The sequence below is a fragment of the Acinetobacter sp. WCHA55 genome (genome assembly GCF_002165305.2).
GTDB lineage: Bacteria > Pseudomonadota > Gammaproteobacteria > Pseudomonadales > Moraxellaceae > Acinetobacter.
In genome coordinates this window covers 1-13,176 of record NZ_CP032286.1, presented here as the reverse complement: position 1 = coordinate 13,176, position 13,176 = coordinate 1, and the positions used below count along the sequence as shown (strand labels likewise).

The window sequence follows — 13,176 nt, the reverse complement described above, 5'->3', positions numbered from 1 at the left end:
CTGTCTTTCAAATCAAAAAGACCATATTTCGAGTATAGCATACTCAATATATGGTCCCTATTTGAATATTTAAAGTCAAATCAGACTAATTTTATCAAGATTGTTTGTAATTCTCATCTTGTAAGCCACATTCAAAGTTTTTCGCTGCTTGCTTACAACGGAATTGCCATAACAGTTTCATCATTCGCTTATCATAAATACCGCGGTTGGTGAGATCAATCCGAGCTTCACGCATCATCTTTTGATAGCCAGATTGATCGGCTGCAGGCACCTGCATCCAATATTTTTGTGGGATTTCGGCTTTCATTTTACCCAAAATACCAAATGCACGCGGTAACTGTCCTTTGACCCATTCCCGTGATTTTTGTCCATAACCTGCTGGGAATTTATCCGGGCGAATAATGATATTCCCTGTGACCTGTAAAATCGGATAATTCACAATGGCGCCTTTCGTTCCTAAACCTTTATGTAACTCTAAGGGCTTAAAAACCGCAGCAGGCGCACCAATAATGTCGACTTGGCCGTTATTAAACTTTGCGCCAAAGTTAGTGACATCGGCACTGACAGCTTGTGCACCAATTTGCTGAACCATGATCTTCTGCGCTTGATCATAGTCTAAAACGGCAATTTTCTTACCCGCCGCTTTGGCCACGGTATTGATGCTACGGTCATTCACCATTAAAAAAGCGTCTCCAACGGGGATTACACCTGCAACTTCATACTTGCCATTGACCATATGTTTAGCAAAAGTTGGGCTGGCTAAGCCTTGCATGACTTTCACTGCTAAATTGAGGTCGGGAATCGCGCCAATCGCGTCGAGTGAGCCTGTAAACGCGTTAAATTGGCGCCCACGCATACCTGTAACACTAATGGCATCACACTTTCCTGCTTTAAAATCCTCAGCAATCACGGCTTCGTTTTGTCCGACCCGCAGTTCAATATCCGCGCCCCAGTTTTTAGCCGCTAACTGATAATCTTTCATCAGACTATACACATCACCATTTTTACCAACCAAGTCGAATACACAAACCACTTGTTTAGCCTGTGCCATCGCTGTTGCAGAAATGACTAATGTCCCGACACCGAGGCCTTTCATCCACTGTTTCATACATCTTCCTTTTGACTTATTGTTGTTTATTGTGATGAGACACTCACTTGTGCTCTTTGTTATTTTTTAATGCCCCGAATGACACTTCGCTCGGTTCAAAACCACTCATTTCCTACGCACTATACAAATTAGCTGCGTCAAATCCATTTAAATCGGTCAATTAAAATCAAAAAAGAAAGCCCATTTAAACTGAGCTTTCTTTAATTACACTCAGTAAATTACTCACCGCCCAGTGAGCATTCAAAATTGGCTTTATCCACCGAGCAACGGGCTTTCTTCAAGACCGACATCATTGCTGGATCATAAATGCCTCGTTTGGTCATATCCATCCGACCATCACGCAACATTTTTTGATATTTGGTTTTGTCTTCTGCACTGAGATTCATTTTGTATTTTGCAGGAATGCCTGCTTCTAAACGGCCTATCATCGCGATGCTTTTCGGTAGGTTTTTCACAAACCAATCTCGCGATTTTTGCCCAAAGCCTGCGGGAAATTGATCAGGGCGAATCACAAAGTCAGCAGTCACTTGTAATACAGGGAAGTTAAACATGGCACCATTTGTGCCTAAACCTTTATAAATTTCTAGGGGTTTATAAGCATAAGCAGGTGCGCCGACCATATCGACTTGACCATTATTAAACTTCGCCACAAAGTTAGATACATCGGAAATCACTGCTTGAGCACCGACGCGTTGTACCATGATTTTTTGCGCATCGTCATAGCCCAAAACCGCAAACTTTTTGCCCGCCGCTTTTTCAATGGAATTAATGCTTTTATCTCGTACAAAAATAAAAGCCGAACCTAAAGGTGCAATCCCAGCCACTTCGTATTTTTTACCTCCAAGATTGGTCACCATTTTTGTCGCATTACGCTGATCCAATGCAAAAGTAATCGCACGTTGTGCAATGGCATTGCTTGGAGCACCGCCCAATGCATCAATAGAACCGACAAATTTATTGTACTGCCGTGCACGCATAGCGGTCATAAACACGCCATCACACTTACCTGCTTTAAAATCGTTGTCTGCAACGGCTTCATCTTGACGAGGGATTAAATTAATTTCAGCCCCCCAGCCTTTTGCAGCTAGAGCCCATTCTTGCGCCATTTGATAGGACTCACCTGATTTGCCAAGCAAGTCAAATACACAGATGTCCACTTTAGCCGCTTGTGCCGTCGACGCCACACCAAAAGCAGAAAAAGCAGCGAGTGCGAGTGTTAGTTTTTTCATTGTTATGTCCTTGTTCGTTTTGTTGTTTGACAGGTGTCCATACACATGCAAAATATTAAGCAAGTTAAAATTAAAAAAATAGAGCATTTACTCAAAAATAACTGTCAATTGGGCAAATTTTTTTGCTTTTCTCAATCTCTTATTTTCAGATGATTTATAAAACCAATTTAAATTCATCATTTTAGAATAAAAAACCAGTATCATCCGCTTTACATGAATAATGCTTAATATTACAAAGAAATACAGCTTTTCACCTTATTCACCACCCAATGAACATTCAAAGTTGGTACGTTCAACCGTACAACGGGCTTTTTTCAGCACACGCATCATGCCTGGGTCATAGACTCCTTGTTTGGTTAAATCAATGCGTCCTTCCCGTAGCAAGCGCTGATACTTTTCTTTGTCTTCCTTGCTGAGTTGCATTTTGATTTTGTTTGGAATGGCTGCTTCTAGTCGCTGCACCATAGCAAAGGATTGCGGAATCTTTTGTAAAAACCATTGCCGCGATTGCTCGCCAAATTGGGCAGGAAAACGCTCAGGTCTTACAATTAAATCTGCAGTGACATTAACCACAGGAAAGTTAAGCATAGCACCTTTAGAGCCTAGACCCTTTTCAATTTCTAAAGGCTTATACGCATAAGCAGGTGCCGCAACCACATCGACTTCGCCTGTATTAAATTTTTTTATAAAATTGGAAATATCTGACATTACAGGTACAGCGCCCACTCGCTCCACCATCACCCGTTGTGCCCGGTCATAATGCAAAATGGCAAATTTTTTACCTTGTGCTTTTTCGATGGTATTTAGAGTTCGGTCTTTGACAAAAATATAGGCTGAACCAATCAAGCCAATACCTGCCACTTCATAGTTTGCACCTTGTAATGTAGTGGTCATGCGCTTGGTATTTCTAGGATCCAACACATATTCCACCGCCTTTTGTGCAATTTTATTGCTTGGCACTCCGCCTAAAGCATCAATCGAACCTGCGAACTTGTTATAGGTGCGCGCGCGCATTGAGGTCATATACACCGCATCGCATTTATCATTTTGAAAGGCTTTATCGGCCAAGTCTTCATCCTGAAACGAAATCAACTGTACCTGTGCGCCCCATTTTTTACTGACCAAAGCCCATTCTTCTAAAAATTTATAAGACTCCCCTGCTTTACCCAGTAAATCAAAGACACACACCTGCTGCTTCGCTTGCACCATATTGGAGAAAGCACACAGTGCGAGCGTCGATAAAATAAAAAATCCTTTTCTTTTCATTATTATCCCTTCATATTTTTTGTTTTACTGGGAAAATATATCTGCGTACTATTCCTCAATATAGGTCAAAAAAGGTCAATTTTTAGCTTTCCGACCAAAGGTCAAATGGTTTCATCCTCCCGTTATAAAGAAACGCTGAGAGATTTCAGTTCAGATAAATTTTGAATGTTTAGTCTTTTGCTGACGCTTCCATTAGAATAGGCGCACCTTTTTCTGATATTTGATAGTTCCATGATTCAGCTTGATCAAGTTTCATTGCGCCGTGGTGGACGAGTGTTATTTCAAAAAGCCTCCATGCAAATCCATCCGGGTTGGAAAGTTGGTCTTACCGGTGTCAACGGTGCTGGAAAATCAACCCTGTTTGCTGCGCTCTTAGGCTCAATCGTTCCTGATGATGGCACTCTGAGTCGCCCTGCCGTATGGACAGTGGCGCACATGGCGCAGGAAGTAAAAGCCTTAGATATGGCCGCGATTGATTTCGTCCTGACTGGTGATGAAGAATATTGGAACATTCAACAACAGCTCAACCATCCTGAACAGTTAACTGACACTGAACTGGCTGATTTACACGGCCGATTCGACGAAATTAACGGTTATTCGGCACCTGCTAAAGCCGCTCAACTTATGGCGGGTCTAGGTTTTATGGAACATCAAAACCAACTCTTGGTTTCGAGTTTCTCAGGTGGATGGCGAATGCGTTTAAACTTAGCACGAACCCTGATGAGCCGTTCGGATTTATTATTACTCGATGAACCAACCAACCACTTAGATCTCGATGCTATTTTATGGTTAGAAGATTGGTTAAATGCCTATACGGGTACCCTGATTTTAATTTCGCATGACCGCGATTTCTTAGATGCCATTACCAACCGTATTTTGCATATAGAAAATCAAGAACTTACCCTCTATAGCGGCAACTATTCTACCTTTGAAACCACGCGTGCAGAACGTTTGGCACAACAACAACAAGCCTATGAAAAGCAGCTCGAAACACGGGCGCATATTCAAAAATATATTGACCGCTTTAAAGCCCAAGCCACTAAAGCACGTCAGGCACAAAGCCGAATTAAACAACTGGAACGGATGCAACTGCTTGCCCCTGCACATGTCGATACTCCGTTTACCTTTAGCTTCCGTGAACCCACTAAAATGAGTTCACCACTGCTCACTTTAGAGCAGGCTGATATTGGTTATGGCGACAAACTGATTGCCACCAATATCAACCTACAAATCACCCCGACGAGCCGAATTGGCTTATTGGGGATGAATGGTGCAGGTAAATCAACTTTAATCAAATCCTTGGTCGGCGATTTACCTTTATTGGCAGGACAACGCAAAGCCTCAGAACTGCTGAATATTGGCTATTTTGCACAGCATCAAATGGATTCACTGGATGAGTCGGCTAGCCCAATGCTGCAATTGGCACGAATTGCAGATAAAAAAATTAGTGAAGCGACCTTACGTGCCTTTTTAGGCAGTTTCGGCTTTAGTGGCGAACGGATGGATACCCCATGCGAGAGCTTCTCTGGTGGTGAACGTGCACGTTTAGCACTGGCTTTAATCGTGTGGTTACGTCCTAATGTATTGATTCTAGATGAACCGACCAACCATTTAGACCTAGATATGCGCCATGCACTGACCATGGCTTTACAAGACTATGAAGGTGCTGTGGTCTTGGTTTCACACGAACGCCAACTAATTGCCAGCGTATGTGATGACCTCATTTTAGTCCATGCTGGAAAATCGACAGAATTTGAAGGTGATCTACACGATTATGCCAACTGGTTACGGCAAGCGCGCTTAGAGATGATTAAACAAGGTGGAATCGTGGCACCGATCATATCTAAAGTCAGCACGCAAAAAACTATCGTGTCTAAAGTTGATAAAGAAGCACAGCGTAAATTGGCTGCACAGCGCCGTGAACAAACACGCCCGATTCGTAAAAATATCGAAAAATGTGAAAGCCTGCTGGCAAAACACCAGCCACGTTTAGTCGAAATCGAAAGCTTACTCGGTGATTCTGGCCTATATGACGTTGCACGCAAAGATGAACTCATGAAACTGATGAATGAGCAAACCGAACTTAAAAACCAAATCAGTGAAGCCGAAGAACAAATGCTAGAGCTGATGATGGAACTTGAAGAGCTCGAAAGTTCATTCGAAGACTAAAACATTCTATCTAACACAGCTACCACTGCCCGTGATGCACAAGCATCGCGGGTTTTTTTATGCTTTTTCATTTTTATCGGCGGACTTTGGCTGAATGTTTTTCAAACACTCTCCAAACGGACCTCTTTGATATAAAAATCAATCCAGTTTTCCATCAAGAAAATTATATTTTTTTTAAATAAAACATATACTTATAAAAAATAATAACTATTATTTAGATATTCTTAAAAAGTGATTTTTCGATTATTTAGTTCTGCTAAATTAATAGAATATTCAATCATGTAAACTCAAATAAACTTAATTATGCGTGTCCAAAGCACAATTTTCTGTAGCAAAACATCTCGGCCACTAAACAACAACATTTCAAATTATTCAAAAACAGTTTGTTTTGAATTTAAAAGGACAAGGTAAACAGGAAAGCAGTTTTAAATTCAAAAAATACCACAACTTTTAAATTTAGATTCTTCAGACCACATCCATTGTGGATAAAATTATACGTATTTTGACACCTAATATAAAGCGTATTTATATTTTATCCACAGCTTGGTGATGCTTATTTATTCGATTATTTTAGCTAAAGTTAACCCTTTTTAGCCGTTTTTCTTTAATTTAAAACGGCTCTTTTCGCCTTTAAAAAACGTAATTCTTGTATTTTCCAGCCCCGATCAAAGATCCATGTTTCTTGGATTTGTTGGCGATTTTCAACCAAACCAATCAAAACCTGACAGCGTGTTTGGTCTCGGTTAAACTCAAATTCTTCAAATTCGACATCAGGTTTTTGAGGTTTCCAAACCCCATTTTTCACCGCATGTGCGATCTTTTCATAGCGTGTATAGTTGCTTTCTACACGATCAGCTTGTTCATAGACCACTTTAAAATGCTCATCTTCATATTGAGCTAAAACTTCATAATTACCGGTGAAAAATGCATTCACCCAAATGTCGCGTACTTGTTCTAGTTGGTTATCCATCATAATGACCTCACATTTTGCACTGTGCAAAAAGACTTGATACTTACATCATGACATCGCTATAAGTCAGTTTAATAACATTGTACATTGCTTATATTTTATTCAAAAGCATAAAAATGCTGTAAAAAAAAGCACTCTAACGAGTGCTTTTTTCTATGTATTTTGTAATGCGTTTAAGCATCAATATCCGCATTCAGTGCATTCTCTTCAATAAATGCACGACGTGGTTCCACGTCATCACCCATCAAACAAGAGAACATACGATCAGCCTCAATCGCATCCTCAATCGTCACTTGCAGCATGTTGCGGTTTTCAGGATCCATGGTGGTTTCCCAAAGCTGATCCGCATTCATCTCACCCAAACCTTTATAGCGCTGAATCATCATGCCACGACGTGAATCAGACAAAATATGTTGCCAGACTTGATGGAAGTTGGTGACTGCAATTTTACGATCACCTTTTTGCAAGTAAGCACCGTCTTCAAGCAGTGTGAACCAGCTCTTAGAGTTTTTCAGCAAGCGTGCATATTCACCTGAACCCAATAAACCTGCATCTAGTAAATAACTATGCGGTAAATTGTGTACATAAATCGTGATACGAGGCAAATAAGTCTCGATCTTTTGACCATCTGCCAGCTCTTTTTCAAACGTTTCTAAGCTCAGCTCAGGACGCAAGCTTGGCTGAATTTCTGCCACAGCGCTACGCACTTGCTCAGCCCACTGCTCGACATAAGCTCGGTCATGATTGTGATCAAGCTTAAAGCCTTCCACAGAAATCAACGCATCTAGAACACTGGCAGGATAACGAACTGTTAGACGCTGCAAGCTCTTCTGAGACGTTTGATAATCCGCAATCACATTCGCCAAAGCTTCACCACGAATTGCAGGTGCAGCCTCACTAACGTGTAATTCAAGCTCATCAATTGCGTTTGAAATTAAATAGGTTTCAAGCGCATCATTATCTTTAATATATTGCTCTTGTTTGCCTTTTTTCAGCTTGTACAACGGTGGCTGTGCAATATAGATATAACCACGTTCTACCAGCTCTGGCATTTGACGGAAGAAGAAAGTCAACAATAAGGTACGAATGTGCGAACCGTCCACGTCCGCATCGGTCATGATGATGATTTTGTGATAACGCAATTTGTCCGGATTGTACTCTTCACGACCAATACCACAACCCAATGCCGTAATCAGCGTGCCCACGTCTTGAGATGAAATCATCTTGTCAAAACGCGCACGTTCCACGTTTAGGATTTTACCTTTCAATGGTAAAATCGCTTGCATCTTACGGTTACGACCTTGTTTCGCACTACCACCCGCAGAGTCACCCTCGACCAGATACAATTCAGACAATGCAGGATCTTTCTCTTGGCAATCCGCCAATTTACCAGGTAAACCAGCAATATCTAAAGCACTTTTACGACGCGTCATTTCACGCGCTTTACGCGCCGCATCACGGGCACGAGCTGCATCAATAATTTTGCCTGCAATGGCTTTTGCCGCTTGTGGGTTTTCAAGCAAATATTCAGAGAATGATTTATTCATTGCCTGTTCAACCGCCGGTTTCACTTCACTTGAAACCAACTTTTCTTTGGTTTGTGAAGAGAACTTCGGATCAGGCACTTTCACTGAAACAATCGCAGTTAACCCTTCACGTGCATCATCCCCTGAAACGGCTACTTTCTCTTTTTTGAGTAAGTTTTCATTTTCCATGTAGCTGTTTAAGCCACGGGTTAAGGCTGCACGGAAACCTGCTAAATGCGTTCCGCCATCTTTTTGTGGAATGTTGTTGGTGAAGCAACGGACATTTTCTTGATAAGTATCATTCCACTGCAATGCCACTTCAACACCAATGCCATTTTCCGCCTGTACGGTAAAATGAAAAATGTCATTTAGATGTGTTTTGCCTTGGTTAATATATTTCACAAACTCAGACAGACCGCCTTCGTAGTCAAACACATGTTCCGCATGAATACGCTCGTCACGCAAAACAATGCGCACGCCTGCGTTCAAGAAAGACAATTCACGTAAACGGCGTGCCAAAATATCGACATTGAAAATAGTCTGACTAAACGTTTCAGCACTTGGCCAAAAACGGACAGTTGTCCCTGTCGTATCCGTATCCCCCACAACAGTCAATGGATAAACAGGATCACCGTGTTTATATTCTTGTTGGTGAATATGACCTGCACGATGAATCGTCAGTTCCAACTTATGTGACAAAGCATTTACTACCGATACGCCCACACCGTGTAGACCACCTGAAACCTTGTAGCTATTGTCATCAAACTTACCACCCGCGTGCAGAATGGTTAAAATCACTTCTGCGGCAGAAACCCCTTCTTCAGGGTGAATATCGGTCGGAATACCGCGCCCATTGTCAGATACACTTACAGATTCATCTTCGTGAATCGTCACCAAAATTTCATCACAGTGACCTGCAAGCGCCTCATCGATCGCATTATCCACCACCTCAAACACCATATGGTGTAAGCCTGAACCATCATCCGTATCACCAATATACATACCCGGACGTTTACGTACTGCGTCCAATCCACGTAATACTTTGATACTAGAGGAATCATAAGCTTTTTCTGTGGTTTGTTCCGTTTGAGAAGCAGCTTGTTGATCTTCTGAACTCATGGTTTCTCCCTAGCGAAAAATAGGTCTATCCCGTGATGGGTAAAATCTAAAATCATTGTGCGACAACTTGAACTTGACCGTTTTCAACACAGAATAATTGATAAGAAATAGATAAATCATGTAAGTGATTTTTGACTGATTCATACTCTAAAGTGGTAATAAAAACTTGACTACCTAGTTGGCTCAATCGCTCAATTAAACGTTGTTGTGCTGTTAAATCTAATTCTGCTGTCAGATCATCTAATAATACCACAGTTTCCTTATTACAAGCATGTAGCATTGCAATCTGTGACAGTTTTAAGGCTATGATTAACAGCTTTTTTTGTCCACGTGACAGTACAATATCAGCATCGCCAAGGCTTGTTTTTAAACGCAAATCTGCCTTGTGTGGACCATACTCGGTATAGCGCCGTTCAAGGTCTTTTTGATGGTGACTTTGCAGGTCATACAGCAGCCCTAACTCGGTATGAAAACCAGGGCTATATTCTAACTGAACCTCGAGATCTGGTAGCAAGTGTTTTAAATCTTGCTCAAAAAATCCCGTCCACTGCTCGACAATACTAACACGCTGTGAGTGCAGCATTTCTCCATAATCACTGAGCATTTTGTTCCACGGCTCCAAATCTGTCAGACTTAGATTCCGTCTTGTTTTCAGTAAACTATTACGCTGTTTTAATGCCCGTGAATAATACTGCCACGCATGATAAAACTCAGGTTCCACGTGGAACATCAGCCAATCTAACAACTGCCGTCTGGGCTTAGCCCCATGGTCAATAATATCGGTACTTTGCGGATCAATCAGTTGCAAAGGAAGAATTTTAGCTAACTGCCCTTGGGTGGCAATGTTGTCGCCATTAACCTTGATGAGCTGTTCACCAGACAACAGCTTTTGCATCCCAATTTTTTCAGAACTGGATTGGGCAAACACAATCGCGTCTTGGGTATCAGTTTGAATATAGTGTTTCGGAATATGTGTACGAAAGGAACGCCCTGTCGCCAGCAGATGGATTGCTTCTAAAATAGAGGTTTTACCTGAACCATTTTGTCCATAAAAAACATTAAACGGTTGCAATCCATGGAGAGCAACCGTTCTGAGATTTCGAACACGTTCGATGTTTAAACGCGTGATTTGCATGCCTGAACCTAGAGCTTAAACACGCATTGGCATGACTACATAGGTCTGATCTTGATGGGCTGGGTCTTGCACGAGAACCGATTGATTGGCTTCAGTCATCGTCATTGAAACATCATCACCATCCAATGCACCTAAGACTTCCAAGATGTATTGAGCATTGAAAGACATTTCCATTGGCGCATTATTATATTGAATCGCCAAATCTTCTATGGCCTCGTCTTGCTCTGGGTTATTGGCACGTAGCTGCAAAGTATCAGCGGCAAAATTTAAGAACACACCACGTAGTTTTTCATTACTTAAAATCGAAACACGTTGTAAAGATTGTTTAAAGACATCATGTGCAATTAACACATTTTTATCACCACCACGTGGAATCACACGGCGATAATCAGGGAATTTTCCGTCAATCAATTTTGTGGTGAAACGAACAGTCGTATCCCCTTGTTCTTTGTCACGACTGGCAATAGAAATGGTCACATTCAATAGTTCACGACCAATCAATAACGCCAATTGTTCATCTTCAATGCTTAATAGACGTTGTAATTCACCCACTGCTTTACGTGGGACAATTGCTTGAATCAGTTGAGTTGCATTTGAGCTGGCTACAGTTTCACATAACGCTAAACGGTGACCATCTGTGGTCACTGCACGCAGTTGATTATTATCAATTTCAAGCAAGGTTCCCGTGAGATAAAAACGTACATCCTGCACAGCCATAGCAAATGCAGTTTTTTCAAATAGGCGCTTTAATTCACGCTGTGTCACCGCAACTTGCGTGCCTTGAGTGTTCTCTGTGGTCAATAATGGGTAATCTTCAGCGGGTAAAGTACCTAACACAAAACGACTATTACCAGACTTTAAAATACAACGTTGATCTTCAGTAATTTGTAAATCTATCAGCGCTGCAGTCGGTAAAGATTTACAAATATCCATCAACTTACGTGCAGGAACAGTGGTTTCACCCGCTTGTAAACATGCCCCTTCTGCAAGAGGGGTACTTGCAACCAATTCGACTTCCAAGTCTGAACCTGTGATCGTCAACGATGCTTGGCTTACTTGTACTTTAACATTTGAGAGAATATTTAAAGTATGGCGACGTTCAACCGCTCCTACGACATGTGATAGAACATTAAGTAAGCTTTCTTTCGCGATTTTTAAACGCACGATACATTCCTCGAAAAACTGAAGATAAAATAATAAATAAATGTGTTTTTAGCAGTGTACTATGCGGCAGAACATGCCGCATTGCAAGAATAGAATTTGAGCAATTTCGCTTAACTTTGCAGCAAGCGTTGTAAGTTTTTATAGTCCTCATTGAAGATCGGATCTTCATCACGCAGACTTAAAACTTTTTCACAAGCGTGCATGACGGTACTGTGATCTCGACCGCCAAAGGCCATACCAATTTCAGGGAAACTATCTCCCGTTAGCTCACGTGCCAAGCCCATTGCCAATTGGCGCGGACGAGCATAAATACGGGTACGCTTGGGCCCAACCAACTCTTTAAGTGGGATTCTAAAGTACTCACTCACCACACGTTGAATATTTTCCGTGCTGATGGTTCGTGCACGAATGGCCAAGACGTCTTTTAATGACTCACGCACAACATCCAAATCAATGGCTGTCCCCTTAAAACGTGAAATAGCCACCACTTTATTCAGCGCACCTTCTAATTCACGTACGTTTGCAACCACTTGTTGTGCAATAAATAACGCGCAGTTACGCGGTAACTCCACGTCATTGCTTTCCGCTTTTTTCAGCAAAATTTCTATACGGGTTTCAATATCTGGCGGCTCAACCCCAACCGACAATCCCCAAGAGAAACGTGAAACCAAACGTGGATCCAACTCCGTTAATTCTTTTGGATAGCGATCTGAAGTCAGAATAATTTGCTTAGATTCATCTAAAAGTGCGTTAAAAGTATAGAAAAACTCAACTAAACTCGCCTCTTTACCCGCCAGTAAATGAATATCATCAACCAATAATAGATCTAAAGATCGGCAATTTTTCTTAAATTCTTCAACTTTTCCTTGTTGTAAAGAACTAACAAAATCTTGAACAAAGCTCTCAGCCGTCATATACATGACACGTGCATTGGGCTTAGCTTGCAACAAGGCATTCCCCACTGCTTGCATTAAGTGTGTTTTACCCAATCCAGTCGGCCCATATAAAAATAAGGGATTGTGCTGAGAAGCACCTAACTGAGTTAGAACCTTACGACACGTTTCAGCAGCCATTTGGTTTGAACGACCTTCCACAAAAAGTGAGAAGGAAAATAAAGGATTTAACTGGCGTTTACGGCTATTTTTAGAATTAGCTTCTTCTTTTTCTTTTTTCGGACGCACAACAGGCGATGGAGCAGACTCTAAAGCAGCAGTCGTCGTTGCAGGTTGCTCACTCGCAGATAAAATTGCACCCGGGCGTGAATCAACCAAAATTTCAACTTTACGTACGCGCCCTTCAGAGAGCTGCTCCACTAAAATTGTAATCAGTTCTAGGTGATGTTCTTGAATGTAACGTGTCCAATAGGGATTCGGAGCATAAAGACGTAGTGTGTCATGTAACTCTTCTGCAACTAAAGGGCGTATCCACATTGTAAAGACATTCCCAGAGAGCTCTTGTCGCAAGCGAGTTAAGCAGTCCGTCCAAAGCAT

General features: G+C 41.6%; 8 protein-coding genes and 1 pseudogene. 1 reads left to right on the top strand and 8 read right to left on the bottom strand.

Features of this window, described 5'->3' with window-relative positions:
- Positions 1-94: 94 nt before the first annotated feature.
- The 3 genes from CDG62_RS02920 to CDG62_RS02910 form a co-directional block, all read right to left on the bottom strand.
- A complete protein-coding gene (locus CDG62_RS02920) occupies positions 95-1,096 on the bottom strand; it encodes a putative solute-binding protein (RefSeq protein ID WP_171405726.1) in 1,002 nt (333 codons plus the stop codon).
- Between the two features lie 230 nt (positions 1,097-1,326).
- The gene (locus CDG62_RS02915; protein ID WP_087528455.1) at positions 1,327-2,337 is read right to left on the bottom strand and encodes a putative solute-binding protein; all 1,011 of its coding nucleotides are present in this window, start codon (positions 2,335-2,337) and stop codon (positions 1,327-1,329) included.
- A 255-nt stretch (positions 2,338-2,592) separates the two neighbouring features.
- Positions 2,593-3,603, bottom strand: a complete 1,011-nt coding sequence (locus CDG62_RS02910; protein WP_416232133.1) for a putative solute-binding protein — start codon at positions 3,601-3,603, stop codon at positions 2,593-2,595.
- 231 nt (positions 3,604-3,834) lie between these two features.
- Between CDG62_RS02910 and CDG62_RS02905 the strand changes: the two genes are divergently transcribed.
- Entirely contained in the window at positions 3,835-5,772 is a 1,938-nt protein-coding gene (locus tag CDG62_RS02905; protein WP_087528456.1) for an ATP-binding cassette domain-containing protein, read from the top strand.
- Between the two features lie 604 nt (positions 5,773-6,376).
- Here the strand turns inward: CDG62_RS02905 and CDG62_RS02900 are convergent.
- From CDG62_RS02900 to dnaA, 5 genes and pseudogenes are all read right to left on the bottom strand, one after another.
- Entirely contained in the window at positions 6,377-6,745 is a 369-nt protein-coding gene (locus CDG62_RS02900; RefSeq protein ID WP_086210886.1) for a hypothetical protein, read from the bottom strand.
- Positions 6,746-6,915: 170 nt separating this feature from the next.
- Positions 6,916-9,387, bottom strand: a complete 2,472-nt coding sequence (gene gyrB, locus CDG62_RS02895) for a DNA topoisomerase (ATP-hydrolyzing) subunit B (protein ID WP_087528457.1) — start codon at positions 9,385-9,387, stop codon at positions 6,916-6,918.
- A 52-nt stretch (positions 9,388-9,439) separates the two neighbouring features.
- Positions 9,440-10,522 (bottom strand): DNA replication/repair protein RecF, encoded by a 1,083-nt coding sequence (gene recF, locus CDG62_RS02890; protein WP_087528458.1) that lies wholly within the window; start codon positions 10,520-10,522, stop codon positions 9,440-9,442.
- 15 nt (positions 10,523-10,537) lie between these two features.
- Positions 10,538-11,686, bottom strand: a complete 1,149-nt coding sequence (gene dnaN / locus CDG62_RS02885; RefSeq protein ID WP_087528459.1) for a DNA polymerase III subunit beta — start codon at positions 11,684-11,686, stop codon at positions 10,538-10,540.
- A gap of 113 nt (positions 11,687-11,799) precedes the next feature.
- A pseudogene (gene dnaA, locus CDG62_RS02880) lies at positions 11,800-13,127 on the bottom strand (chromosomal replication initiator protein DnaA); the annotation flags it as partial.
- Between the last annotated feature and the right edge of the window lie 49 nt (positions 13,128-13,176).